This is a genomic window from Aeromonas sp. FDAARGOS 1415, assembly GCF_019048365.1.
GTDB classification, from domain to species: Bacteria; Pseudomonadota; Gammaproteobacteria; order Enterobacterales; family Aeromonadaceae; genus Aeromonas; species Aeromonas taiwanensis.
Map to the genome: position 1 here is coordinate 213,152 of NZ_CP077363.1, position 25,861 is coordinate 239,012.

A 25,861-nucleotide genomic window follows, 5' to 3' on the forward strand; every position below is an offset into this window, starting at 1 on the left:
CGAAAGCCCCCTTTTCATTACTTAATCTAATGCATGTATGAGTTTGCTTGCCGCACCAACACTGGGTTGTTAGGATGCGGGCCTTTCTCGCACCCTGGGATATCTCATGTTACATGCACTCTTCTTGCTGGGCCTGGTGGCCGAAGGAATGACGGGCGCGCTGGCGGCGGGTCGGCGACGGATGGATCTGTTTGGCGTCGTGATCATCGCCTCGGCGACGGCCATCGGGGGCGGCACCATCCGGGATGTGCTGCTCGGACACTATCCCCTGCTCTGGGTGGAACACCCCGAATACGTGTTGCTGGTGGCGGGCGCCGCCATGGCCGGGGTCATCTCTGCCCCGCTGATGCGCTACCTCGGCAAGCTGTTCCTGGCGCTGGATGCCCTCGGACTGGTGGTCTTCTCCATCTTCGGGGCCGCCCGGGCGCTGGAGATGGGGCACGGGGCCGGCATCGCCTGCATCATGGCCGTGGTGACCGGCGTCTTCGGCGGCGTGCTGCGGGATCTTTTGTGCCAGCGCATCCCGCTGGTGTTCAAACGCGAACTCTATGCCGCCGTCTCCCTGGTGACGGCCGCCCTCTACTGCTTTGCGCTGGATCAGGGGATCCCGGCGGACTGGGCCGCCTTCGGCGCCATCGGCATCGGCTTCGTGCTGCGTCTGCTGGCGGTGCGTTTCAAGTGGGGGCTGCCCACCTTCAACTACCAGTACGCGGCCCACTGAGCGCGCCAGTTTCTGGCCGCATCGCCCGGATAACGACCAACAAAAAAGCGCCAAAGGGCGCTTTTTTGTTGGCTGAGCTCATGAAAATCTGGCTCAGTTGATCCCTTCGGAGCTGAAGAAAGTCGCCTTGTCGGCGATGAAGCGGATCTTGATGTTCTTGTCCTCTCCCCCCCAGATGCAGCTGGTGGTGCCGAGGGCATCGTCACAACGCTCGGCCTTGCCGAGGATGGCGCTCGCTTCGGCATAGCTGATCCCGACCTTCAGCTTCTCGTAGTTCTCGCGGTTGAGCTTGCTGCAACCGGTCAGCAGCAGGGCGATCATTCCCCCGATCAAAATCTGCTTCATCTCTCTCTCCTCTTGCTGGAGTCCAGAGCCTAGCAGCAGAAACCCCCTCATTGCCAGCGCCCACCAGCGGCATACGGCACCACTCAACCGCCGTCACCAGCTACGAACGGGGCCCGTATCCAGGTGCACGAAGTTGTCTGACGGGTAGTAACCCACCCCGCCGACCCTGAGGTTCAGGGCCGCCTTGCGCAGATGGGCCAGCTGCACGTCTGGCATGCGCACATCCACCGCCTGGCCCAGGGTGTGGTAGCTATGCTTGGCAACCCCGCGGCTCTTGCGCCGCTTCTGGTCGTTCGTCCGTGGGGAACGGTAGCCCGAGATGAGCTGGATCTCCCCCTTGCGGCCCAGCTTGTGCTGCAGCAGGAACAGCTGATCGAACAGCTTCCTGTCGATGTTGAACACTTCATTGCGACGATAGTCGCGGAAAATGTGGTTGAGCTCCGCCAGCCCGTCGTTCAGGTAGCGGCCATCTTCCCAATAACTGGCCCGCACCCGCTCGCCGGTATTGAGGTTGAAGAAGCTGAGCTCCCGCCCCGAGGTGCTGCGGCTCGCCTGCGCCGGAAACGACAGCAGGCTGGCGCCCATCAGGCAGCCGGCTCCCAGCAGCAGACGGCGTCGGCTCATCTCTTGTTCCAGCATCCGTTGTCCGTCCATCTCATGGTGAATGAAAGTCATACAGAGGCCGAAACTACCTGCCGGAAAAAGCCCTGTCAAACCGCAAGCGCCCATGAAAAAGCCCGGCGCAGGCCGGGCTGTTCACTCTGTGGCGAGGATCACAACAAGCGACTCTGATAGCTGACTCTGTCGAATCCGTAGATGTCGTTGCGCAGTTGCTGGCGACCCTCTTCATCGATCCAGCTGCTCCAGTAGACGGTGAACACCGGGATCGGGCTGGTCAGGGGCAGCCACTTGGTCTGGGTCTCTTTCAGGATGTTGGCCACCTTGTCAGGCTGATAGCGGGAGTCTGCCAGCAGCAGCTCCGCCAGATCGTCCGCGTGCTCGACCCGGATGCAGCCCGAGCTGAAGGCGCGGGCCCCCTGCTCGAACAGCGCCTTGCGCGGCGTCGAGTGCAGGTAGATGGCGTCGTTGTTCGGCAGGTAGAACTTGTAGCGGCCCAGGGCGTTGTGATCCCCCGGCTTTTGCCGCAACCGGTAGGGGAAGCCGGAGGCCAGCGCCTGGTGCCAGCCATCTTCGCTGAACTGTACCGGGTTGCCTTCGCCGTCGATCACCTCGAACTGCTCCCGATCCAGGTAGGCAGGATCGCGCCCGAGCTTGGGCAGGATGTCCTTGCTCAGGATGGAACGTGGCACGTGCCAGGCCGGGTTGAGCACGATGGAGCGGATCTCGCTCGCCAAGATGGGGGTGGCCCGCTGCTCCTTGCCGACGATGACCCGGCTGGTGAAGACCTCGCTGCCGGACTCCACCACGCTCAGGCGGTAATCCGGGATATTGACCAGCACATAGCGGCCGGCGAGGTGATCCACCAGATCCCGGCGCCACAGGTTGCGCAGCAGCAGGCTGGCGCGCACCTCGGGCCCGGTATTGAGCCAGGTGCGGGTCTGGCGACCGATGATGCCATCGGCGGTCAGGCCATGGCGGCGCTGGAACTGCTTGATGGCCTGTTCGGTGTCCGCATCGTAGAGGGCATCCTGGTGGGTGGGAGCGCCATCCCCCAGCTCGTTGAGGATGGTGCGGATCTGGCCGAGCTCGGCCGAACTCTCGCCGGCCCTCAGGGTCGGCATCTCCAGGTTGGGCCAGCGTTTGGCCATGGGCATGGCCAGCAACTTGCGCACTTCCTCGCGCACGGCGTCATACTCCGCCACCTGGGGTCTGAGCTGCTTGACCTGATCCAGCAGGTTGTCGCCCACGGGCTCGTGGGCCAGCGGCTGGTTCAGATCGAGCTTGAGGGTCTGCATCTGCTCGCGAGCGACCAGATCCATGGCCCGCCAGGCTTGCTGGAAACGGGCCAGCTTGCCAAAGGCTTCGTCATAGAGGGCGCCGCGCCGATCCGCCGGGGCCTTCTGCAGTCGCTGCCAGAGCCGGTAGAAGTCGGGATGGAGCTGGGCCAGCACCGCCTCCTGCAGCTGTTGCTCGAGCTCATGGCGCGCCTGCTCCGCTGTGCTGTTCTGATACCAGTCATGCTGAATGCTGGGACTGGCCACCACCGTCTGCTCGGGGCTTGCCTGAACCATGCTGGCCGGCCAGCAGCCAAGCCAGATGAGATTCGCCAATGCCAACCAATACTTCTTACCCATGCTTCTTACCCATGCTTCTTACCACGCTTGCCTCAAATCGGTTCAATTCGGCCTGTCAGGCGCGACGGTCAGGTGCCCATGATGCGTGAATGCCGGCGACTTTGCTAGCGCACGGAGGTGTAGCGACGCCAGATATGCTCATGCTCCCCGCTCTCGCCCACGGCCACGATCGCCTGGTTGAATCGCTGCACAAATTCACTCGATATCGTCTTCTTGCTCAGCATGAAAGAGGTCGGCGTCTCGTAAATCCCCATGGCATGGGGAACCACCTTGTCCGACAGCCCCTCTTTTTTCAGACCCCAGGAAGTGGCCAAACTATCCCCGAGAAACCCGTCTATCCGTCCCAGCACCAGCTTGCGGTAATTCTGCACATCGTTGACCGCGCTCACCCGATCAGGATAACGACGCAGCTGCTCGGCGATGTCGGGGCCATAGTAGTAATCCCGGGTGACCCCCAGCCGATGCCCGCGGTCCAGCCAGCGACCCAGATCCATTTCATCACCCGTATCGGGCTTGCGCACCCAGAGCGCCGTCCGGCCGGGATTGTAGGAAATGGAGAACCAGGCATAGCGCGCCCTGTCGTCGGAGAAGTAGGCCTCCATCAGGATGTCCAGTCGGCCCAGTTCCAGATCGTGCAGTCCCCGCTTCCAGGGGAGCTCCACATAGTGGAGGCGGCATCCCAGCCGGGCCGAGACGGCGTTGAGGTAATCGATAGCGAACCCGCGCAACTGACGGTGTTCCCCTTCCTGCTGGTAATAGTGATAGGGCGGCCAGTCATCGAAACCGACGCGAAGCGGCACAGGACAGAGGGACTGCGCCCACAGGGATTGCAGGGGCAGGCAGCAGAGCACGCACAGAGATAGCAGTCTCATGGGTCATCCTTGACAGCGGGACAAGCCATCTTAATGGTGGCCGCCCAAAATGGCGACAGATCCTGCCACAGCAATGGATAATTTCAGCCATTTGCCTGAGGCGGCCAAGCCCCGGGCCGGCGGGAGGCCCCGCAGAAAGGGCGACAAACCCAGGTGACAAACGGCCCCAAAGCCTCTTGGAGTACAGGGATATCAAGGGTTAATATGTGAGCAAATATATTTTTGTGATCCACTATGCTTTTTTTGCAATTGGATTAGCATATGCGCGAAATCTGCCTACCCATCTGTCAGGCGTCGAGTGAGTAATATGACCTACAAAAAGTTCGGTTTTCTGGCTGCCATCCTGGCACTGAGCGGTTTTTATCTGTACACCCTCTACCTGGCCGCTCACCCCAACGTGAGCCTGGCTTACAAGCTCTATTACCTGGAAGGCAAGACCCGCTTCTGGGAGCACAACTCCAGCATGACCTACCAGCCGGGTAACGAACTCAACCTGACCAAGCCGAGCCGCTTCCTCTCCAGCGAAGGCTGGGCCAAGAAGCCGAGCGAACAAGGCACCGAGCTGAGTGGTCAGGGCGGTCTCTATTTCGTGCTGCCCAAGCAGCAGGCCCAGCCGGAGCAGCTCACCATCCAGGCCAGGATCAACAGCCCCGAAGCCGGCGCCCTGCTGAAGGTAGCCCTGGGTCACGACTTCACCACCACGGTCAAACTGGCCAAGGCGGGCATCAACGAGATCCGCCTCAGCCTGCCGGGCGACTCCCTGACTGCCGATCCCAAGCACCCCAACTTCCTGGCGCTCTCCGCCCCGACACCGCTCAACGTCCAGTCGGTGCGTCTGACAGTCGCGCAGTGAAGCTGAATTCTCAACACGCTGTTTTATAAAATAATTCTTTCAATAAGGAAGTTTCCATGTCGCATGCCGATTTTCGACTCTCTCTGGTCGTGCCCGTTTATAACGAGGAAGAGAGCATAGACGCCTTCATCAGCGCGATAGACAACGAACTGGCCCCCCTCAAAGACCGGCTTGAGATCGTGTTCGTCAACGACGGCAGCCGCGACCGCACCCGCGACGTGGTCGAGCAGGCCATCGCCCGCGATCCCCGCGTCACCCTGGTCAACCTGGCCCGCAACTTCGGCAAGGAGGCGGCCATGACCGCCGGTCTGCACCATGCCAAGGGCGATGCCATCGTGCCCATGGACGTGGATCTGCAGGATCCCCCGGCCCTCATCCTGGAATTCGTCAAGCTGTGGCAGACCGGTGACTATGACACCGTCTACGGCATCCGGGTGGATCGCAGCGCCGACACCCCCATGAAGCGCCTGACCGCCGGCGGCTTCTACCGTTTCTTCAACGCCCTCTCCACCAGCACCAAGCTGCCGGAGAACGCCGGTGACTTCCGCCTCATCGACCGCAAGGTGGTCGAGGCCATCAAGCAGCTGCCCGAGCGCAACCGCTTCATGAAGGGGCTCTTTGCCTGGGCCGGTTTCCGCGCCGTCGGCGTGCCTTACGAGCGCCCCGCCCGCCACGCCGGCGAGACCAAGTTCAACTACTGGAAGCTGTGGAACTTCGCCCTCGACGGCCTGATGAGCTTCTCCAGCTGGCCGCTGCGCGTCTGGAGCTATGTGGGGGTCGGCGTCTCCTTCATCGCCTTCCTCTATATCCTCAAGATCGTCACCCAGGTGGTCTTCTTCGGCATCGACGTGCCAGGTTACGCCTCCCTGATGTCGGTGGTGCTGTTCCTCGGCGGCATCCAGCTGCTGTCGCTGGGCATCATCGGCGAGTACATCGGCCGCATGTTTGTGGAAGTGAAGCAGCGCCCCGTCTACCTCATCGAGGGGGTCTACGGCCAGTATGCCCGCCAGGATGCCGGTGAGCAGCCGCAGGCGCCTGCCGCGCAGCCGGATGCAGACAAGCAGGAGCCGGCGTCCCGATGATCTCCCGCGAGGAATTCTGGCGGCTGGTGCGCTTCGGTTTTGTCGGCGGGGGGGCCACCCTCGTCGATCTGGGCACCTCGGTCGCCCTGTTCCATACCTGGCCCGGCATCTCCGAGCACCTGGTCACGACCCTGGCCTTCGCCGTCGCGTTCTGGTTCTCGTTTTTCGGTCACCGCTACATCACCTTCCAGAAGCAGGGTGCCGCCAGCAAGTTCCTGCTGGTCGCGCTCTTCTCCCTGGCGGTGCGTAACCTGATCCTGAGCGGCCTGCTGTTTGCAGGGCTTCAGGGCCTGCTGCCGGTGGTGATCGCCACCCTGACCGTGACCATCCTCACCTACATACTCTCCCGCGTCTGGGTATTTGCCTGATGAATGATATGACCAATACTGCCCCGCCAACTGGGGCTGCTCTCCCCTATCGCCCGTCACTGCGCATCAGCGGCCGCGACTGGCTGATGATCGTCGCCGCCTTCGTACTGAGCCGGGTGGCCCTGTACGGCATGGGCTACTTCGGTGTCCAGCTCTATGGCGCACCCGACATCGGGCCGCTGCAGGCCTATTGCCAGTTCGACTGCGTCTGGTTCCAGCGCATCATCGAGAACGGCTACGACCTCTACCCGCGCTGGCTGAGTAAGGGCAATGCGGCAAACTGGGCCTTCATGCCCCTCTATCCCATGCTCGCCGGCGGGATCTCCAGCCTGTTCAACATGGAGAGCCTGTTCGGCCTGATGCTGGTGACCAATGTCGCCTTCTTCATCAGCCTGCCCCTGATGCTGCTGGTGCTGCGCCAGCTCAAGCTGGGGGACGAGACCGCCCGCTTCGGGGTCTGGCTGCTCGCCTTCTCCCCCTTCTCCGCCTACTTCGTCTCCGGTTATGGCGAGTCCATGTTCATGGCGCTGATGCTGGGCATGTTCCTGTTCGCCTATCGCGAGCAGTGGCTGATGGTGGCCTTCCTCGGCGTCTTCATCTCGGCGACCCGCAATCTGGGGGTCATGATGGTGTTCCCCGTGCTGATCCTGGCCCTGCAGGCCTACGGCTGGCGCGAGTTCTTCCGCTTCACCGAGCGGGCCTTCAAGGTGGTGTTCACCCTCTGGCTCATTCCCCTCGGCCTCTTCTCCTACATGGTCTATCTCTACCATCTGACCGGGGATGCGTTCGCCTTCAAGCATATCCAGGTCGCCTGGGGCCGCTACATGGACAGCCCGCTGGACTGGTGGCTGAGCGGCTTCGAGCTGGGCGGTCGCAAGGCCTATCTCTCCATCATGGTGATCTTCGGCTGGTGCCTGAACGGTTACCTGTTCAGCCAGAAGCGCTGGGCCGAGGCAACCCTGATGTTCATCTGCTGCACCATACCGCTGATGACGGGCCTCAACGCCATGCCCCGCTACATGTTCGGCCTCTACCCGACCCTGCTGGCCATCATATTGATGGCCCATCGCTGGCCGGCCATCCGCCCGGCGGTGCTCTGCATCAGCGGCATGGTTGCCTCCTTCATCGCGGTGGCCTTCGTCAACTTCAAGTTCTTCACCGTGTGACGCTCCCCCGCACCCCACAAAGCCGGTCCACTGACCGGCTTTTTTCATGGGCGCGAATCCCGCTCACATTTTTCCATTCTTGAAAACGTAACCATTTGAACTGACGTCACAAATCGGCATCTTGCCCGTCCAAGCCCGCCGTCATGCCCCCTAGAATGAGTGCCTCAACGGAACCCGAACTCCACACTCTGCTCAAGGAATGGCCTATGCGTCTCTCTTCGCGCCCCGCTCTTCGCCCATCACCCCTGTGGCTTGCCGTGCTCGCCACACCGCTGTTCATTGGTCAGGCGATGGCCGCCCCCGAGGTCTATCTCCACGTGGATGGCAAACCGGTGGCCGGGGCGCTGACGCTGGACAAGGGCACAGTCACCCTGACCCACAGGCTGGACAAGGGCAGCCACCAGATCCGCATCAGCGATGCAGGCAACAGCTGCGGCACCAGCTTTGGGCCGACCGAGGCCAGGCCCCTTCCCTTCGGCACCGCCCAGCCCATGGACAAGTGCAGCAAAGGGGCCAACTTCAACCTGAGGGTGATGCTGGCGGGGGACTACGAGTTCACCTTCAACCCGGATACTCCCAGCCTCAAGGTGCTGCGGGCAACCAAGAAGAGCGAGTTCAAACGCCTGCCCCCGGAAGAGTCCTGCATCAGCTGGGATGGCGGCCCGGTGACGACCTCACTCAAGGGGGTCTGGCCAGACGGCACCCGGCTGCGGGATGCCTACTCGGGACAGGAAGCCGTGGTCAAGGGAGGCAAGGTGACCCTGACGCCGAGCAAGGAGAGCGGCGGCCTGCTGCTGCTCGAACCGGTCAAGACCGCCAAGGCCGCCCCCTTCAGCTGGGATCAGGCGAGCGTCTATTTCCTGCTGACCGACCGCTTCCACAACGGCGATCCGACCAATGATCACAGCTTCGGCCGCCAGAAGGATGGACAGGACGAGGTGGCCACCTGGCACGGCGGCGACTTCAAGGGGCTGACCGAGAAGCTCGACTACATCAAGCAGCTCGGTATCAACGCCATCTGGATCACCCCCATGGTGGAGCAGGTTCACGGCTTCATCGGCGGCGGCGAGCAGGGCAACTTCCCCTTCTATGCCTACCACGGCTACTGGGCCCTGGACTTCACCAGGATTGACCCCAACTACGGCGACGAGGAGAGCCTCAGGACCCTGGTGGACGAGGCCCACAAGCGCGGCATGCGGATCATCCTGGACGTGGTGATGAACCACGCGGGCTACGCCACCCTGGCGGATCTGCAGGATCTGGGGCTCACCGAGCTCACCCAGAACACCGGCAAGCTGCCGACCCGCTGGAACGAATGGCGCCCGAGCGGCGGCCTCAACTGGCATGGCTACAACCAGTTTATCGACTACCAGTCCAGCGAGTGGAGCAAGTGGTGGGGGCCCGACTGGGTGCGCGCCGGTCTGCCCGGCTACCCGCAACCCGGCACCGACGACGTCACCGGCTCGGTGGCCGGGCTGCCGGACTTCCTGACCGAATCCACCAGACCGGTGGGCTTGCCGCCGCTGCTGGCCGCGAAAAAAGACACGCGGGCCAAGGCCCTGCCCGACGCCACCGTGAGCGATTACCTCATCGCCTGGCACACCGACTGGGTGCGCCGCTTTGGCATCGACGGCTTCCGGGCCGACACCGTCAAGCACCTGGAGCCCGCGGTCTGGGCCAAGCTCAAGCAGGCGGGCACCGCCGCGCTCAAGGAATGGAAGGCCGCCAACCCGAACAAGGCTCTCGATGACCTCCCCTTCTACATGGTGGGCGAGGTGTGGGATCACGGGGTCGCCAAGGACTTCTGGTATCAGAACGGCTTCGACTCCCTCATCAACTTCGACTATCAGCGTGAATTCGCCCTGCCCCAGGCCCAGTGCATGGCAGGCGCCGAGCCCACCTATGCCGGCTACGCCAGCCGCATCAACCAGGATCCCGAGTTCAACGTGCTGAGCTACATCAGCTCCCACGACACCAAGCTCTTCTTCGGCGACTATCAGGACGTGTCGCTGCAGCGCCGGGTCGCGAGCAGCTTCATGATGCTGCCGGGGGGGATCCAGATCTACTACGGGGACGAGTCGGGCCGGGGGCTCGCCAAAGACGGCGGCGTGTTCGATCAGAGCGTGCGCTCGGACATGAACTGGCAGGAGCTGGCAAGCGGCGAGAAGGCCGGGCTGGTCAAACACTGGCAGCGCATCGGCCAGTTCCGCGCCGCCCATCCGGCCATTGCGGCGGGCAGCCACCAGAAGATCTCCGATACCCCCTACAGCTTCGTGCGGGAGAAGGGGGAGGACAAGGTAGTGGTGGTCTTTGCCGGCCGGCAGAAATAAGGCTGAGTACACGCAAAAAGGGGGTGCCATGAGCTCCCCCTTTTTTCGCTTCATTCCCGCCGGTTACTCCGGGTGACGGGCCGCCACCGGCCACTGCAGGCGGGCCTTGAGCAGGGTCTCCTGCCACAGGGGCCAGGCCAGCAGGGCCTGCTGATAGGCACCGGCCTGACCGGGCAACAGGATGCCGTAACTCGCCAGCCGATAGGCCATCACCGCATAGAAGGCATCCAGGATGCCCGCCTCGTCGAAGTAGAAGGCGCCCCTGGCCTGGGACCAGATCGTCTGCAGCCGGGCCAGCTCGCCGAGGGTCTCCACCGGTGGCTCGCTCTGGGTCGGCGCCCCCAGAAAGAAGGGCAGCAGGCTGCGGATCTGGCCAAAGCCCGCGTGCAGCTCGGCGCACAGGCTGCGAGAGAGCGCCCGCTCGGCCCGAACGGTCGGGTAGAGGCGACGCTCCGGACACAGCTCGTGCAGGTACTCGGCGATGGCCAGGGAGTCGTGGATGCGCAGCGCCCCGTCATCGAGCCAGGGCACCAGGCCGGCCGGCGCCACCCGCTTGAGCCGTTGCAGCGCCCTGGTATCCTCCAGATCGAATACCTGCTCCTGCCACTCCAGACCGCTCATGGCCAGCACCAGTGCGGCCCTCATCGCCCAGGTGGAGCCCGTGCCCACCGTCAATACCAGAGATCCCATCTATTGCCTCCTGCATGGGTTGTTCATGACCCGGTATCGGCCAGGCAGGCACGACATCCGATGGCCGCCTCACATTTGCGCACCCGCAGGTTTGACCCACCTGGGGAGCAGTGCTAGTTTGATTTTTCAAAACAATCAGTTAGCAACAATGTGAGCAATGGACAGCCAATTTACCATCGTCATCGCAGATGACCACCCCCTGTTTCGGGGAGCCCTCTATCAAGCGGTGCACATGGCCATCGACGACGCCAGGCTGCTGGAAGCGGACTCCATCGACAGCCTGAGTCACCTGCTCGCCGAGCACCCGGACGTCGACCTGCTGCTGCTGGATCTCAAGATGCCCGGGGCCAACGGGTTCGAGGGGCTGGCCTATCTGCGCGGCCACCATCCGGATCTGCCCATCGTCGTGGTCTCGGCGTCGGAAGATCCCGCCATCATCCAGCAGGTGCTGCGCCTCGGGGCCCTGGGGTTCATCCCCAAGTCCGTCCCCATGAAGGAGCTGGTCAACGCCCTCAATACGGTGATCGGGGGGGACAACTGGGTGCCCGAGGGTATCTCTCTCCACCCCGAGCCCGTCGACGGCCCGGATTTCGCCAGCAAGTTGGCCAGCCTCACTCCCCAGCAGTACAAGGTGCTGATCATGCTGCGGGACGGCAGCCTCAACAAGCAGATCGCCTGGGAGCTCAACGTCTCCGAGGCCACCATCAAGGCGCATATCACGGCGATTTTCCGCAAACTCGGCGTCAAGAACCGCACCCAGGCGGTCATCGCCCTGCAACAGATGGGCATCAAGGACGACTGAGCCTCCGTGTACCAAAGGCGCACATCCCCGATGTCCTTCCGCAAACCCGGCGTCAAGAACCGCACCCAGGCGGTCATCGCCCTGCAGCAGATGGGCATCAAGGACGACTGAGTTTTTTCCCGGCTGCTCCATCTCACTGCCATCTTCCGCAAGCCAGACGCCAGGAACCGCACCCTGGCACCCTGAGTGCGGCCTTTGCTCCTCGACAAATAGCACGGTCGTACTTTATGCTGCCACTCTTCATCGAAGGAGAGCAGGATGAGCAAGGGGCGCCTGACCCGTGACACGATTTTGCAGACCGCGTTTGAGCAGGCGAGCCAGCAGGGGCTGGAGAGCCTGACCATAGGCTCGCTCGCCGCCGCCTGCGAGATGTCCAAGAGCGGTCTGTTCGCCCACTTCCAGTCCCGCGACAACCTGCAGATCGCCGTGCTCACCCATTCCGCCGAGGTGTTTCGGGAGCGGGTGATCCAGCCGGTGCGCCAGCAGCAGCACCAGACCCAGCAGGCAAAGCTGCTCGCCCTGCTGCAGGCCTGGCTGGCCTGGAACCAGAGCTTCGCCGGGCGCTGCATGTTCCTCGACGCCTGGACGTCGGCCCAGGAGGGGGAGGTCCAGCAGGCCGCCCGCCGGCTGGTGCGCTTCTGGCTCGATTACCTGGCTCGCCAGGTGGTGCAGGGGCAGGCCAGGGGGGAGTGGCGCGCCGATCTCGATCCCTGGCGCGCGGTTTACCGCCTCTATGGCCTCTATCTGGGGGATCAGGTGTTCCATGCGCTGGATCTCAGCCAGGATCCGGGCCGCCACTTCTGGCCCGAAGTGGAACAATTGCTGGCCAGCTGGCACTGAGTATTGACACTGATTTTTAAAAACCGACAAAAAAGCACGACCGTTCGCACATAAAAACAACAGGACCATCATGAGCAGCAAGATCTACTTCAACACCCGCCGCTTCAGCCCGAGCAAGTTGCTGCTGGGCCTCGGCACCCGGTTGCATCACGCCCTGGCGCCCGCCCACGCCAGGCGCACCGCCAGCAAGCTGCTGCTCACTCCGCAGCGCCCCGCGAGGGATACACCACCACCGGCCGGCCTGGTGCAGCAGGCCATCCACACCGGCGAGGGTACCCTGATGAGCTATCGGCTCGGCCAGGGACCGGTCTGGCTGCTGATGCACGGCTGGTCTGGCAGCGCCAGCCAGTTCTATCCCCTGATGAGCCATATCGCCGCCCAGGGCTACACGGCGCTCGCCTATGATCACCCCGCCCACGGCCAGAGCGAGGGGAAAACGGGACACCTGCCCCGCTTCGTGCGCGCCTTCGACGAGATCCTCGAGCGCGTCGGCCCGGTTCAGGGGGTCATCACCCACAGCATGGGGGGCGCCGTTACCCTCAGCAGCCGTCACCCCGCCCTCGACGGGCTGCCGCTGCTGCTCATCTCCCCCGTGCTCGACTACGTGCCCCAGCTTTACGGCATGGTGGCCCGCTCCGGCTACTCCATCCGGCTGTTCGATGCGGTGGTCAAGGAGATAGAGCATGAATATCAGCACCCGCTCAGCACAGTGGATCCCCTTGGCCGGCTCGCCAGCCGAGCGGGGTCTGCCATCATAGTCCACGACGAGGAGGACAGGTTCGCTCCGCACCGGGATTCCCAGCGCGCGGTGGAAGATGGCCGCACCCGGCTGGTGAGCACCCGGGGCCTCGGCCATGGGCGCATTCTGGCGAGCCCCCCCGTCTTCGCCGCCTTCGACCAGCTGAGCCAGCCCCTCGCCCGGGACTGAGTTAAAAACGGGCTGCAAAAAATGCGCGCGCGGCCCATTTTTATCCGCGATACAGCGTCTTATAGTTAAATTGCGCGGTGGCAACCCGCCCTGGCGATCACAATAAGGCGCACCATCATGGCCAGACCCAATACAGCTCTTCTGTTGACCGGTGGCGGTGCTCGCGCCGCCTATCAGGTCGGCGTCCTCAAGGCGGTGGCCGAGCTCTACCCCCGCAACATCGGCATCCCCTTCCCCATCCTGTGCGGCACCTCGGCAGGGGCCCTCAACATCACGGCACTGGCGTGCTACGCCTCCTGCTTCCACCTGGGGGTGCGCAAGCTGGAGTGGGTCTGGCGCCGTTTCGAGACCCACCACATCTTCGACTTTCACCCCTGCCAGCTGCTGTGGCGCACCCTCTATCAGGGCTCGGCCGGCCTCATCACGCCCCAGAGCAACCGGGCCTTCCACCTGTTCGATAACGCGCCCCTGCGCCGCCTGCTGGATCAGCTCATCGACTACCATCGCATCGACGACAACATCCTCTACGGCAGCCTGGAGGCGATCGCCATCACCGCCTCCGACTACGACGACGGGCTCTCCACCACCTTCTTCCAGGGGCGGGCCGAGCATCAGCCCTGGGAGCGGGCCAGGCGACGCGGCTTGCGCACCCTGCTCACCTCGGATCACCTGATGGCCTCCGCCGCCCTGCCCTTCGTCTTTCCGGCCACCGCCATCGGGGACAGGGTCTATGGCGACGGTTCCATCCACCAGCTGAGCCCGCTCAGCCCCGCCATCCACCTGGGGGCGGAGCGTATCCTGCTGGTGACCCTGGACTCACCCCACGGGGAGAATCCGACCCCCCGTCAGGGGCACCTGACCAGCTCCAACATCGCCGGCCATCTGCTCAACACCATCTTCTCCGACACCCTGAACTCGGATCTGGAGCGCCTCGGGCGCATCAACCAGACTCTCTCCCTCATTCCGGCCCGGGAGCGCAGCCGCCTGAAACTGCGCCAGGTGGAGACCTGCGTCATCCGCCCGAGCCAGGATCTGGATCTCATCGCCCTCGATTATCTGCCGAGGCTCCCGACCCAGCTGCGGCGCCTGCTGCGGGTGCTCGGGGTCAACGGTGAGGAGAGCAGCAGCCTGGCCAGCTTCCTGATGTTTGATCCCGGCTATTGCCAGCGGCTGATCAAACTGGGCTACCAGGATGCGCTGGCGCAGCGCCAGCGCATCGAAGACTTTCTGGACCTGCCAGGGCAAAAAGAGGAGACCCGCCTGCGCGAAGGCGCCTGAGCCCCGGGGCCTTGGCGCAGACCAGGCCCTAGCGCCCCTCCAGCAGGCGCTGCTCTGCCTGCTCCATGGCGACGGCGGTTCCGAAGAGCACCAGGGTATCCCCCGCCAACAGCCGCAAATCCGCCCTGGGCTCCAGGCTGCGCTCCCCGCGATGCACCGCCTTTATCCGCACCTCGTCCAGGACGAGCTCCCGCACCCTGCGCCCCACCGCCCAGGCCTGATCGTGCAGCAGCACCGGGTGCAGCCGTTCCAGCAGCTGATCCGTCTCCAGGTTGCCGGCACTCTGCCCTCCCCAGTAGAAGCCGTGCAGGAAGCGGTACTGGCTGCTGCGCTCGTGCTCCATCCGCCGGATCACCCGGCCGATGGGGATGTCGCAATTGACCAGCAGGTGGGAGACCAGCATCAGGGCCCCCTCCTGGGATTCGGGGATCACCTCGAAGGCGCCGGCCTGCTTGTAGTGTTCGAGGAAGCTGTCGTCCCGGGTGCGCACCAGCACCTTGAGATCCCCCGCCAGTTCCCGAATAAGCGTCAGCATGGCGTCGACCCGCTTGCGATCGTCGAAGGTGATGATCACCAGCCTCGCCCGCAGCAGGCCGGCGGCCAGCAGGATGTCGCGGCGGCTGGCATCGCCGAACGCCACCTGCTCTCCCGCCTGCTTGGCCTCGCTCACCCGCTCGGGGTCCAGATCCAGCGCGAGAAAGGGGATCTCCTCGAGCTTGAGAAAGCGGGCGCAGGTCTGCCCGGTGCGGCCGAACCCGGCGATGATGACGTGCTGGTGCTTGCTCAGCCCCGACTGGGCGACCTCGGAGCGGGAGAGCAGAGACGCATCGGTGAGGGAGCGGGCCAGCCCCTGGGCCCGCAGCACCAGCCAGGGAGTGAGGGCGATGGAGATGACGCCGATGCCGATGAGCAGGGAGACCAGGCGGTGATCCAGCAGGCCGTGGTGGCTCGCCAGCGCCAGCAGCACGAAGCCGAACTCCCCCACCTGGCTCAGCATGATGCCGGCGGCCATGGCGTCGAGCTTGCGCTCCCCCATCAGGCGCCCCGCCAGCAGCACCAGCAGCGACTTGCACAGGATGAGGCCAGCCACGCACAGCAGCAGCTGCCACCAGGCCCCCGCCACCAGCGTCCAGTCCATGGTCATGCCGATGGTGATGAAGAAGAGCCCCATCAGCACGTCCCGGAACGGCTTGATGTCCACCTCCAGCTGGTGACGATAGTGGGACTCCCCCAGCATCATGCCCGCGAGAAAGGCCCCCAGCGCCATGGATAGCCCCATCCACTGGGTGAGCGAGGCGGCCAGCAAGGCAACCAGCAGGGTGCAGAGCACGAAGAGTTCGTCGGAGCGGGCCCGCGCCACCTCGTGAAACACCATGGGCAGCAGCCACTTGCCCACCGCCAGCAGGACCGACAGGGCAAGCAGCCCCTTGAGCGAGGCCCAGGCCACCTCCGCCAGCAGGGCGCTGCCCTGCACCTCGGGCCGGGCCAGTATGGGGATCATCACCAGCAGGGGCACCACGGCGAGATCCTGGAACAGCAGGACGCTCACCCCGAGCTGGGCCCGCCGGGTATGCATCTGTTTGAGCTCGCCGAGCTGTTTGATCACCACGGCGGTGGAAGAGAGTGCCAGGGTGCCCGACACCACCAGCGACTGGGGGAGGCTCAGCCCCCACCACCAGGCGAGCAGAAAAAACAGCAACGAGGTGAACAGCACCTGCAGGCTGCCGACCCCCAGCACCAGCTTGCGCATGGCGAGCAGGCGCGGCAGCGAGAATTCGAGGCCGAGGGAGAACATCAGAAAGACGATGCCAAGCTCCCCTATGGTCTGCATCATGGCCTGCCCGGTGACGATGGCCGCCCCATGGGGACCGAGCAGCATGCCGACGAACAGATAGGCGAGGATCACCGGCTGGCCGAGGCGCCGGAAGATAGCCACCAGCAGGACTGCGAACAGCAGCAGGATCAACACGTCTGTGTACACCCATCCCTCCCTTTTTGCTGTGGATGGCCCGGTGGCCAGGGCCTGCGAGACGGCACGCTCCCGCCCCTTCTGACGCCATCGGGCTGGTACCAGAAGGGAGAGTGCCCCCTTCATTTCCCTCCCCGTTTCATCCCGTTAAGCCTAGCCAGCCCTTTTGTTTGGCATCGGACATATTTTGGGCACAAGGATTGCAGGAACCAGCCCAACGAGTAGAGAGGTGTAAGGGCTGCAAGGTGGAAAACACATCGTCATTGAACGGCTTCGGACATGGCATAGAGCAGTGGGTACAGCAGATGGAGCGGCTTGCGCCCCTGAGCGGCCAGGATGGCTATCAGCAGCTCGAGCAGTTGCTGGTACAACGGGATCTTGACGCCCTGCTGGCAATCTTTGCCGCGCGGGTGGCAAGCATTGTCCGGATCCATACGCTCCATTTCGACTGCGGCCAGCCTCACGCTCTCATCTCTCGCCCCCCCCAGGCCAGACTGGTGCTGCACAGCTATCGCTTCGAGCTGCGGGGCCAGCACGAACAGTTGCTCGGCCAGCTGCAATACGAGCTGGAACAGCCCCTGGGAGATGGCCAGCGCCGACAGCTGGAGCAGTATCACCGGCTGCTTTGCCTCCCCTTGCCGCTCTATCTGCGACTGGCTCAGCTGGAGCGCCAGGTACGACTCGATCACCTGACCGGGCTCGGCAATCGCGCCTACTTCGACGAGGCCATCGGCCGGGCGGTGGAACAGCACTGCCGGGAGCCCCACGGCCTGGTGCTGGTGCTGCTGGATCTCGATCGCTTCAAGCAGGTCAACGACACCTGGGGGCACCCGGTGGGCGATCTGGTGCTGAGCCGCTTCGCCCAGCTGCTGCAGGGGTGCATTCGCGGCACGGACCAGGCGTTTCGCCTCGGCGGGGATGAGTTCGCCCTGCTGCTGCAACCCGCCGATCCCGAGGCCTGGCGCCCGGTCTGGCTGCGGCTGCAACATGTGCTGCAGAGCCACAAGGAGCTCAGCGCCTTCTCGGTGGGATGCAGCCTGGGGGCCGCGAGCTGGCACGCCGGCATGGATGTGGAGCGGCTTTACGGGGCGGCGGATGCCCACCTCTACGCCCGCAAGAAAGCCGGGGGAACCGGCACCCCCGACTAGGGGCCAGGGCGTCCCCTGTCAGGGGCGCCCTTCATGCCTCGCCGTCCGCGGGAGCGGCTCGCCGCCACTCCCACCCCACCCCGCCCTCGGGCGTCATAAATCCGTCACAGACGAAGAGCCCGGCCACCAGCGCCGCCTGCTCCCCGTAATAGAGGATGGGAATGCGCCCCCGCAGCCAGGAGGGCACCCCGTACTCCTGCAACAACTTCTTGAGCCGCCGGCTCCCCCCTCGTCCTGTGGGCTTGAGCATGATGCCCGGGGCCACCTGGAAGCGCACCGACAGCGGCTCGTCCGCGCGCGGCGCCCGCAGCCCCTCCCCGCCCGATGGCCACAACCTGAACGTCCCCAGACCATCCGGCAGGGGGACAGCCTCCCCGAGCCGGATGGGCAACACCTCCTCACGGGGCGCGAGATCCGGCGCCACCAGATGCAGTCTCCCCTGATGGCGGCGGCACTCCAGCCCCTGCAGGCCCAGCCTGGGGTTGGCGTCGTCCCGCGCCAGCGCCACCTCCTGCCACAGCAGACCGAGCAGCTCCCGGGACGGCATCTCCCCCCCCTGGCGACGGATCCAGTAACGCAGCAGGTTGTTGCGACGGGCTGCGGATAATGCATGCAGAGGGGCGATGCGCAGTGCCTCCCCCTCACCGGCCCGTTGCCAATCCGACTCGGCCAGTTCGTTTATCAGCACCTCCTGCTCGGCACAGATCGCCATGGTACGCGCCGCCGTCTGGGCCATGGCGGGCCAGCGCGCCTTGAGGAGCGGGATGAGCTGCTGGCGCAGGAAGTTGCGGTCATAGCGGGTGTCCTGGTTGCTCTCGTCCTCCACCCAGCCATGGGGCAGGGTGGCGGCTGCGTCGGCCAGCTCGGCCCGGCTCACTTCGAGCAAGGGGCGCAGCAGCATGCCACAGGCAAAGGGCTGGCTTGGCACCATGCCCGCCAGCCCGCGCAGACCGGCGCCGCGCTTGAGCGCCAGCAGCAGGGTCTCCAGCTGATCGTCCTGATGGTGGGCGGTGAGCAGCCACTCCCCCTCCCCCAGATGAGCGGCAAGGCTCTGATAGCGGGCCTCGCGGGCCTGAGCCTCCAGGCTGTCCCCACTGCCCCGTTGCAGCTGCACCCGCGCAGTGATGAGCGGCACCGCCAGTTGCTGGCACACCCCCTCGCAGTGGGCCACCCACTCGTCGGCATGGGGGCTCAGGCCGTGGTGCACGTGCAGGGCGCGCAGGGCAAGGCCGTGCTCCCGGGCGAAGCGGGCCGCCAGCACCAGCAGCACGGTGGAATCGAGCCCGCCGCTGAAGGCCACCAGCAGGCCACGGGAACCTTCCGGCGCGGGCAGGGTCTGACAAAAACGAGAATAAATACGAGAAATCATAGGCTTCCCCAATACGACCTGGCCGATCTTAGCAGAGTCGGGCTTATCAAGCGCTAACCCGGCTGCTAGAGTGAGGCGCTCCCTGCGTGGGCAAGGACGCCGTATAACCCGAATTGGAATCCAACATAATGAACAACAAGAAAAGCATACTGGCCGCCCTCGTCGGGCTGGCCCTGCTGGCCGGCTGCAGTCAGGCACCGGATGGCGCAGACAAGCACTCCGGCCTCGCGCTGGCCAACATGGACACCAGCGTCAAACCCGGTGACGACTTCTTCCGTTATGTGAACGGCCACTGGCTGGCCACCGCCAAGATCCCGGACGACAGGCCCGCCGACGGTGCCTTCTACCTGTTGCGGGACAAATCTCTGGCGGACGTGCGGGTGCTGGTGGAAGGGCTGGACGGCAAGGCCGCCGCCGGCACCCCGGCCCAGCAGATCCGCGATCTCTACCAGAGCTACCTGGATAAGAAGACCCGGGATGCCAAGGGGACTACCCCCCTGCTGCCCATGCTGAGCGCCATCGACCGCATCGGCAGCAGCCAGGAGCTCGCCCGCGCCTTCGCCCAGAGCGCCCGCACCGGTGGCAACGCCCCCTTCGGCTTCTGGATAGACGCGGACGCCAAGGCGCCGGACAGCTATGCAGTCTACCTCTACCAGTCCGGGCTCGGCCTGCCGGACAGGGACTACTACCTCAAGACCGACGCCAACAGTCAGGCGCTCTTGCAAAAATACGAGCAGCACATCGCCGCCATGCTGGCCCGCTTCGGTGAGGCGGATGCGGGGGCCAAGGCCAAACGCATCCTGGCCCTCGAGACGGCGATCGCCCGCATCCAGTGGGACAACGTGGCCCTGCGGGATCGGGAGAAGAACTACAACAAGGGGCCAGTGAGCGAACTCAAGCGCCTCGCCCCCGCCATCGACTGGGACGCCTATCTCGGCCAGGCCGGCCTCGCGGGACAGCAGAGCCTGGTCATCGGTCAGCCGAGCTACCTCGCGGCCCTGAACGGCCTGATGGCGCAGACCCCCATGGGCGACTGGCAGGCTTACCTCAAGTGGCAGCTCATCACCGATTACGCCCCCTACCTCGACAGCCAGACCGATGATCAGAGCTTCGCCTTCTTCGGCACCACCCTGAGCGGCACGCCCAAGCAGCGCGCCCCCTGGGAGAGGGCCCTCGGCGTGCTGGACAACAACCTGGGGGAGGCGGTGGGCAAGCTCTACGTGGAGCGCTACTTCCCGCCAGCGGCCAAGGCCCGCATGGAGCAGCTGGTGGAGAACCTGCGCACCGCCTACGGCCAGAGCATCCAGGAGCTGGACTGGATGTCGCCGGCGACCAAGGCCCAGGCCCTCGAGAAGCTCGCCAAGTTCAGGCCCAAGATAGGCTATCCGGACAAGTGGAAGGACTACAGCGCCATCGCGATCCGCGCCGACGATCTGGTGGGCAACCTGCTGCGCGCCCGCGCCTTCGAATACGCCGACAACCTGGCGCGCCTTGGCAAGCCGGTGGACAGGGACGAGTGGCACATGTCACCCCAGACGGTGAACGCCTACTACAACTCGAGCAACAACGAGATCGTCTTCCCTGCCGCCATCTTGCAGCCTCCCTTCTTCGACATGACGGCGGATGACGCGGTCAACTACGGTGCCATCGGCGGGGTGATCGGCCACGAGATGGGCCACGGTTTTGATGATCAGGGGGCCAAATCCGACGGCGACGGGGTGATGCGCGACTGGTGGACGCCGGCCGATCTCAAGGAGTTCAGGTTCCGCACCAGCCGGCTGGTGGCCCAGTACAACCGCTTCGAACCCATCAAGGGCCAGTACGTCAACGGCCAGTTCACCCTGGGGGAGAACATCGGCGATCTCGGCGGACTCACCATCGCCCACAAGGCCTACCTGCTGTCCCTGGATGGCAAGGAGGCGCCGGTGCTGGACGGCTTCACCGGTGAGCAGCGCTTCTTCCTCGGCTGGGCCCAGGTGTGGAAGGGCATGTATCGCCCCGAACTGATGCAGATGCTGCTCGCCTCGGATCCCCACTCGCCGCCCGAGTACCGGGTCAACGGTGTGGTGCCGAACATCCCCGCCTTCTACGAGGCGTTCAACATCCAGCCGGGTGACAAGCTCTATCTGGACCCGGCCAAACGGGTCAAAATCTGGTAATGACGGCCCCGATGAGGGGCGGATGACGCGGGCCGACGGGGATTGCCCGGCCGGCCCGCACAGTGACACTGGTGGCGGGCAGCCGCCACCGCAGTAACAAGGGTCAAACCGATGAAAGCCTTGCTCATGACACTCGGCCTGCTCACCCTGCCCCTCGCCAGCCAGGCGGCGGACGGGTTCTTCAAACAGCTGACGCTCCCCTCGGGCCAGGTAGTGACCGTCAGCGAGGGGCGCGGCGAGCCGGCCTCCACCGGCAGTTACGACGTGCGCCTCTACTCCGGCGCCAACCCCCAGTTCCCGCTGGATCAGTTCATCGACGGCAAGGTGCTGCCCCGCGATGGCAGCATCAAGGAACTCAAGCTGCTGGATCTCGACGGCGACAAGCAGCCCGAGCTCATCGTCGTGATCGAGAGTGCCGGCAGCGGCAGCTACCTGAGCGCCGACGCCCTCACCATCAAGCCCCGGGAGGGGCTGGAGAACTTCAACCACGTGGAGGGGCTGGCCCCCAATGACGATGTGATAGAGGCGCTCAAGACCCCTCACGACTGATCCCCCCATCACCACGCCCCGTCCAGCGGGGCGTTTTTTTCCGCGCCTTCCGATGCGGCGCCCACGGCCCCCCATACCACGGATAGACGCTCATTTTTTATGAGCCTATAATCGCCGCACCCAGCCATCACAACATACAAGGAGGTAAAAATGGTTATCCAAGCGTGTCCGATGTTCTCGGCTCGCCTGTTCGGCACATTTGCCTGCTCTTGCCTGCATACCATCGCGCTGCGATAGCGGGTTCGAGCAAAGCCGACTCCCTTCCATACCGAGACCTTTCTCGACTCTGCCGTTGTCGCCAGCGCTCCTGATGACAGGGATTTCTGATCCCGCGATTTAAGAGAGCAAGAGCATGACAACCCTGATGAGTACCCATTCCCTGCAGATGAGTGCGGGGCACCTTCCGTTATTTGACCACCTCGAACTCGGCATCCGCGCAGGCGACCGGCTCGGCCTGATTGGCGCCAACGGCTGCGGCAAGAGCACATTGCTGGCGCTGCTGGCGGGCGAGCGCACGCCCCAGACCGGCCAGGTCGTGCAGGCCGCTGCCTGCCGCTGCGAGTTCGTGGCCCAGCAACTGCCCGCCAGGCTTTCAACCCTCAGCACCCGCGCCGTGCTGCTGGATGCCCTGGGCAACGACCCCGCCGCCGAATGGCAGGTGGACAAGCTGCTGGCCGAGCTGCAGCTGGAGGCCCAGGCCGCGCTGCCGGTCAGTGCCCTGAGCGGCGGCCAGCACAGCCGGCTGCAGATAGGGCGCGCCCTGCTGCGCCAACCCAACCTGCTGCTGCTCGATGAGCCCAGCAACCACCTGGACTTGCCCGCCCTGCTCTGGCTCGAGCAGTTTCTGCTGGGCTGGCGCGGCGCCTTCGTGCTGGTCTCCCACGACGGTCGCCTGCTGGACAGGGTCACCGAGCAGACCCTGATCCTGCGAGATGGCCAGCTGCACCGTTTCGCCCTGCCCTGCAGCCAGGCCAGAGCGACCCTGGCCGCCGAGGATGAGCAGACCCGCCTGCGCCGGGCCGACGAGCAAAAGGAGATAGATCGCCTGAGCGCCAGCAGCAAGCGCCTCGCCATCTGGGGGCGGGAGCATGACAACGAGAAGCTGGTACGCCAGGCCAAGTCCATGGAAAAACGCATCGCCCGCCTGCAGGAGGAGCAGAGCCAGGTCGCGGCGCTAGCCCCCTGGCGGCTCGAGCTGCGCGGGCTGAGCCTGCCTGCCGACACCCTGCTGCGACTGGAGGCCCTCGACGTGGCGCCGGCGCCATCATTGCCGCCGCTGCTGCGGGCCGAGGGACTCTGGCTGCGGGCGGGGGACAAGGTCGCCCTGCTCGGTGCCAACGGCACCGGCAAGTCCTCCCTGCTGCGCCAGTGCTGGCGCGAACTGACCGCCCAGAGTCCGCTGACGGGCTGGTACTGCCACCCCGGCGCCAGCATCGCCTATTACGATCAGTCCCTGCAGCAGCTGGCTGACGACGCCACCCTGAGCGACGCCCTCTACCCGCTGGCCCCCCTTCCTGAAGGGGCTCGGCGTCAGGCGCTGATCCGGGCGGGCTTCCCCTATGTCCGCCACGGCCAGCAGGTGCGCACCTTGAGCGGCGGCGAGCGGGCACGGCTGCTGTTTCTCGCCCTGTCCCTCGGCAGCCACCACATGCTCTGGCTCGACGAGCCCACCAACCACCTGGATCTGGCGGGCAAGGAGGAGCTGGCCGAGGCCATTGCCGCCTTCCCGGGGGGCGTGCTGCTGGTCTCCCACGATCGGGATCTGATCGAGCGCAGCTGCAACCGCTTCTGGCTGATCAGGGACGGGCGCATCCAGGAGGCTCACAGCGCCGAGCGGGCCTATGCCGAGCTGCTTGGCAACCCGCCCTTGCCGGCAGCAGACAAGGCAAGCCTGACCGACTCCGCCATGGGGCAGACCCCGGCCGGCCCGACGGATGACGAAGAGGCACTGCTGGCACGCTGGTATGAGCTCGATGCCCTGCTCGCCGCCGATCTGGCCCGCAAGCCCAGGCACCAGACTCCGCGCCTGCAGCAGCAGTGGCGTGACGAGCTGGCGTACCTTGCCGACCTGCTCGGCTTTGTCTGACGCCAGCCAGCACCACCCATCCTTTAACACTCAACTCACGCGGCCAGCCACGGCTGGCCGCAAGGAACCATCATGACTGACTCAATGTTTCCCGAGATCCGGCTCGATCCCGTCACCGACGCTGACCTGCCCCACATCTACCGCGGCCTCTCCGATCCGCGGGTCGTCGCCTACTACGGCGTCAGCTACGACAGCCTGACGGCCTGCCAGGTCCAGATGGATTGGTATGCCGAGCTGACCCGCACCGGCCGTGGCGCCTGGCACCTGGTACGCGACCGGCGCACCAGCGAGCCGCTCGGCGCCATTGGCTACAACGATGCCGACCCCACTCACCGGCGGGCCGAGCTGGGCTACTGGCTCTATCCCGAGCATTGGGGCAAGGGGGTGATGAGCGCGGCGCTGCAACTGTGGCTGCCGCTCACTTATCGCACCACAGCGCTGCACCGGTTGCTGGCGGTGGTGGAGGAGCCCAACCTCCCCTCCGCCCGCCTGCTGGAGCGGGCCGGCTTTCACTACGAGGGCACCGCGCGGGAGTGCGAACGCAAGGGGGATGGTTTCATCTCCCTGCGCCACTACGCCATCTTGCGAAGCGACCTGCCAGCCCGCCGCTGAACGGCAACAAAAAGCCCCGCACTGCGGGGCTTTTTTCGGGGGTTACTTGATGGCGCAGACGTCGCCAACCAACGTGCGGCGGCGTCTGCGTCGCCACAGGGAGAAGAGACCATACCCCGCGCTCAGCGCCACCGCATAGAGCACCTGGGAGGCGAGGGCCACCAGCACGGCAAGGCAGAGCATAGCGCTCACCCCCGCCAGCCCCTTGCCCACCCCGCCGAGCAGGCGCCAGCCCGCCGCCATGCAGAGCAGGTAGACCAGCACGAAGTTGCCGTTGGCGTAGCGGATGAGTTCGTCGAGGGGCAACCGCAGCCAGAGGATCAGGGTGATGGAGACGAAACAGATGGCGAGCACCCAGGCAAGGGCATGGAGAGGGGCGCCCCGGGCCGAAAGCCGGGCCAGGGAGGCGGGCAGCTTGCCCTCCCGCGCCATGCTCCAGATAAGCCGGGCGAAGCCTTGCAGGTAGATGTTGATGCTGGCGAAGCAGGAGAGGTAGCCGAGCACCGCCACCAGCCACTTGGCGGTGGGGCCGAACAGCAGGGAGAGCAGGGCCGGAATGGCGGTGGCATTGGTCGCCTCGTCCCCGTAGAGGCCATATTTGAGCACCACCAGGGAGTGCACCCAGTAGATGAGCCCCGCCAGCAGCACGCCGCCCAGCAGGGCCAGCGGATAGTCCCGCTGTGGCCGCTTGAACTCCTCCCCCATGTGGGCGAAGGCCTCGAGCCCGACGAAACACCAGAACATCACCGCCAGCGCAGATCCCATGGCGGGCCACTCGTCCGTCGTCGGCAGCGGCCGGGCCGCATCGTGCCAGCTCAGATCCCCCTTGAACCAGATGAGCAGGGTGAGCCCCAGGATCGCGAGCGCGATCAGCAGTTGCAGGTTGCCGGAGGAGCGCGCCCCGCGCAGCCCCAGCAGGAAGACCCCGAGCAGGGTGAGCAGCTGGATGCCCCACAGGGTCCACTCCCCCATGTCGAACAGGGCGTGCCAGAAACCGGCGGCGATGGTGAGGGCGGCGGGCAGGCCCACCGGCAGCACCGCCAGAAACAGGAAGGCGGAGAAGCGCTCGGCGCCGTTGCCAAAGGCAAGGCCAATCAGATGGGGGGCGCCTCCCGCGTGGGGATAACGACGGCCGAGGCGGGCGAAGGTAAAGGCGATGGGCAGCACCAGCGCAATCAGCAGCAACCAGGCCCAAAGGGACGCCCCGCCCGCCAGGGAGGCGGCCGTCGCCGGCACCACGAAGATCCCGGTGCCGAGCAATGAGGTGGCGAGCAGTCCCATCCCCTGCCAGAGCCCGAGATCCTTTTTCAACCCAGACATATCCTTTTGTCCTGTCTAGAAAAACATCCCGCCATGTTAGGCCTCCCCCGCCCCTTTGTTAAGCACTCTGCGCCGCAAACAAAAAAGCCGCCTCTGGCGAGGCGGCTTTTTCATTCAAC

Annotated in this window: 23 protein-coding genes; 15 read left to right on the plus strand and 8 right to left on the minus strand. The window is 64.9% G+C overall.

Going from position 1 to position 25,861, the window contains the following annotated elements:
• The first annotated feature begins 106 nt into the window (after positions 1 to 106).
• Positions 107 to 721 carry a trimeric intracellular cation channel family protein gene (locus I6L45_RS00985; RefSeq protein ID WP_043808986.1) on the plus strand — a complete coding sequence of 205 codons (615 nt, stop codon included), beginning with the start codon at positions 107 to 109 and terminating at the stop codon, positions 719 to 721.
• A 93-nt stretch (positions 722 to 814) separates the two neighbouring features.
• Here I6L45_RS00985 and I6L45_RS00990 read toward each other — a convergent pair whose 3' ends face one another.
• The 4 genes from I6L45_RS00990 to I6L45_RS01005 all read right to left on the minus strand — a co-directional run bounded on the left by I6L45_RS00990 (position 815) and on the right by I6L45_RS01005 (position 4,193).
• Positions 815 to 1,066: a hypothetical protein gene (locus I6L45_RS00990; protein ID WP_043758794.1), complete on the minus strand. Its 252-nt coding sequence runs from the start codon at positions 1,064 to 1,066 to the stop codon at positions 815 to 817.
• Positions 1,067 to 1,159: 93 nt separating this feature from the next.
• Complete coding sequence (locus tag I6L45_RS00995; protein WP_134695710.1) at positions 1,160 to 1,705, minus strand: YcbK family protein; 546 nt, start codon at positions 1,703 to 1,705, stop codon at positions 1,160 to 1,162.
• Positions 1,706 to 1,839: 134 nt separating this feature from the next.
• Positions 1,840 to 3,321, minus strand: coding sequence for a murein L,D-transpeptidase (locus I6L45_RS01000; RefSeq protein WP_216983197.1), 1,482 nt, complete (start codon positions 3,319 to 3,321; stop codon positions 1,840 to 1,842).
• Positions 3,322 to 3,425: 104 nt separating this feature from the next.
• Complete coding sequence (locus I6L45_RS01005) at positions 3,426 to 4,193, minus strand: ABC transporter substrate-binding protein (protein ID WP_216983198.1); 768 nt, start codon at positions 4,191 to 4,193, stop codon at positions 3,426 to 3,428.
• Between the two features lie 307 nt (positions 4,194 to 4,500).
• On the opposite strand from I6L45_RS01005, the gene I6L45_RS01010 reads away from it, so the two are divergent.
• The 5 genes from I6L45_RS01010 (at position 4,501) to I6L45_RS01030 (ending at position 9,992) form a co-directional block, all read left to right on the plus strand.
• On the plus strand, positions 4,501 to 5,046 hold the full coding sequence (locus I6L45_RS01010; RefSeq protein WP_042074263.1) for a hypothetical protein: 546 nt from the start codon (positions 4,501 to 4,503) through the stop codon (positions 5,044 to 5,046).
• A gap of 56 nt (positions 5,047 to 5,102) precedes the next feature.
• On the plus strand, positions 5,103 to 6,128 hold the full coding sequence (locus tag I6L45_RS01015; protein ID WP_216983199.1) for a glycosyltransferase family 2 protein: 1,026 nt from the start codon (positions 5,103 to 5,105) through the stop codon (positions 6,126 to 6,128).
• Positions 6,125 to 6,496, plus strand: coding sequence for a GtrA family protein (locus I6L45_RS01020; RefSeq protein ID WP_043758782.1), 372 nt, complete (start codon positions 6,125 to 6,127; stop codon positions 6,494 to 6,496). Before I6L45_RS01015 ends, I6L45_RS01020 begins: the two co-directional genes overlap by 4 nt.
• Positions 6,496 to 7,662: a hypothetical protein gene (locus I6L45_RS01025; RefSeq protein ID WP_216983200.1), complete on the plus strand. Its 1,167-nt coding sequence runs from the start codon at positions 6,496 to 6,498 to the stop codon at positions 7,660 to 7,662. Before I6L45_RS01020 ends, I6L45_RS01025 begins: the two co-directional genes overlap by 1 nt.
• A 206-nt stretch (positions 7,663 to 7,868) precedes the next feature.
• A complete protein-coding gene (locus tag I6L45_RS01030; RefSeq protein WP_216983201.1) occupies positions 7,869 to 9,992 on the plus strand; it encodes an alpha-amylase in 2,124 nt (707 codons plus the stop codon).
• A 63-nt stretch (positions 9,993 to 10,055) separates the two neighbouring features.
• On the opposite strand, the gene I6L45_RS01035 is transcribed toward I6L45_RS01030, so the two are convergent.
• Positions 10,056 to 10,682 (minus strand): glutathione S-transferase N-terminal domain-containing protein, encoded by a 627-nt coding sequence (locus tag I6L45_RS01035; RefSeq protein ID WP_216983202.1) that lies wholly within the window; start codon positions 10,680 to 10,682, stop codon positions 10,056 to 10,058.
• A 157-nt stretch (positions 10,683 to 10,839) separates the two neighbouring features.
• Between I6L45_RS01035 and I6L45_RS01040 the strand changes: the two genes are divergently transcribed.
• From I6L45_RS01040 to I6L45_RS01060, 4 genes are all read left to right on the plus strand, one after another.
• Positions 10,840 to 11,484, plus strand: coding sequence for a response regulator transcription factor (locus tag I6L45_RS01040; RefSeq protein ID WP_043758774.1), 645 nt, complete (start codon positions 10,840 to 10,842; stop codon positions 11,482 to 11,484).
• 258 nt (positions 11,485 to 11,742) lie between these two features.
• On the plus strand, positions 11,743 to 12,324 hold the full coding sequence (locus I6L45_RS01050) for a TetR/AcrR family transcriptional regulator (protein ID WP_216983203.1): 582 nt from the start codon (positions 11,743 to 11,745) through the stop codon (positions 12,322 to 12,324).
• Positions 12,325 to 12,394: 70 nt separating this feature from the next.
• Complete coding sequence (locus tag I6L45_RS01055; protein ID WP_167576682.1) at positions 12,395 to 13,252, plus strand: alpha/beta hydrolase; 858 nt, start codon at positions 12,395 to 12,397, stop codon at positions 13,250 to 13,252.
• 117 nt (positions 13,253 to 13,369) lie between these two features.
• Positions 13,370 to 14,530: a patatin-like phospholipase family protein gene (locus I6L45_RS01060; protein ID WP_216983204.1), complete on the plus strand. Its 1,161-nt coding sequence runs from the start codon at positions 13,370 to 13,372 to the stop codon at positions 14,528 to 14,530.
• A 28-nt stretch (positions 14,531 to 14,558) separates the two neighbouring features.
• On the opposite strand, the gene I6L45_RS01065 is transcribed toward I6L45_RS01060, so the two are convergent.
• A complete protein-coding gene (locus I6L45_RS01065) occupies positions 14,559 to 16,511 on the minus strand; it encodes a monovalent cation:proton antiporter family protein (protein ID WP_216983205.1) in 1,953 nt (650 codons plus the stop codon).
• 233 nt (positions 16,512 to 16,744) lie between these two features.
• On the opposite strand from I6L45_RS01065, the gene I6L45_RS01070 reads away from it, so the two are divergent.
• A complete protein-coding gene (locus I6L45_RS01070) occupies positions 16,745 to 17,647 on the plus strand; it encodes a GGDEF domain-containing protein (RefSeq protein ID WP_043758762.1) in 903 nt (300 codons plus the stop codon).
• A gap of 31 nt (positions 17,648 to 17,678) precedes the next feature.
• On the opposite strand, the gene tilS is transcribed toward I6L45_RS01070, so the two are convergent.
• Entirely contained in the window at positions 17,679 to 19,016 is a 1,338-nt protein-coding gene (tilS, locus tag I6L45_RS01075; protein WP_216983206.1) for a tRNA lysidine(34) synthetase TilS, read from the minus strand.
• Positions 19,017 to 19,144: 128 nt separating this feature from the next.
• Between tilS and I6L45_RS01080 the strand changes: the two genes are divergently transcribed.
• The 4 genes from I6L45_RS01080 to I6L45_RS01095 all read left to right on the plus strand — a co-directional run bounded on the left by I6L45_RS01080 (position 19,145) and on the right by I6L45_RS01095 (position 24,422).
• Complete coding sequence (locus tag I6L45_RS01080; protein ID WP_216983207.1) at positions 19,145 to 21,175, plus strand: M13 family metallopeptidase; 2,031 nt, start codon at positions 19,145 to 19,147, stop codon at positions 21,173 to 21,175.
• Between the two features lie 111 nt (positions 21,176 to 21,286).
• Positions 21,287 to 21,724: a PliI family lysozyme inhibitor of I-type lysozyme gene (locus I6L45_RS01085; protein WP_216983208.1), complete on the plus strand. Its 438-nt coding sequence runs from the start codon at positions 21,287 to 21,289 to the stop codon at positions 21,722 to 21,724.
• 352 nt (positions 21,725 to 22,076) lie between these two features.
• Positions 22,077 to 23,810 carry an ABC-F family ATP-binding cassette domain-containing protein gene (locus I6L45_RS01090; RefSeq protein WP_216983209.1) on the plus strand — a complete coding sequence of 578 codons (1,734 nt, stop codon included), beginning with the start codon at positions 22,077 to 22,079 and terminating at the stop codon, positions 23,808 to 23,810.
• Positions 23,811 to 23,882: 72 nt separating this feature from the next.
• On the plus strand, positions 23,883 to 24,422 hold the full coding sequence (locus tag I6L45_RS01095) for a GNAT family N-acetyltransferase (RefSeq protein ID WP_216983210.1): 540 nt from the start codon (positions 23,883 to 23,885) through the stop codon (positions 24,420 to 24,422).
• Positions 24,423 to 24,464: 42 nt separating this feature from the next.
• Here the strand turns inward: I6L45_RS01095 and yjeH are convergent, their stop codons facing one another.
• The gene (gene yjeH, locus I6L45_RS01100) at positions 24,465 to 25,742 is read right to left on the minus strand and encodes an L-methionine/branched-chain amino acid transporter (protein WP_216983211.1); all 1,278 of its coding nucleotides are present in this window, start codon (positions 25,740 to 25,742) and stop codon (positions 24,465 to 24,467) included.
• Between the last annotated feature and the right edge of the window lie 119 nt (positions 25,743 to 25,861).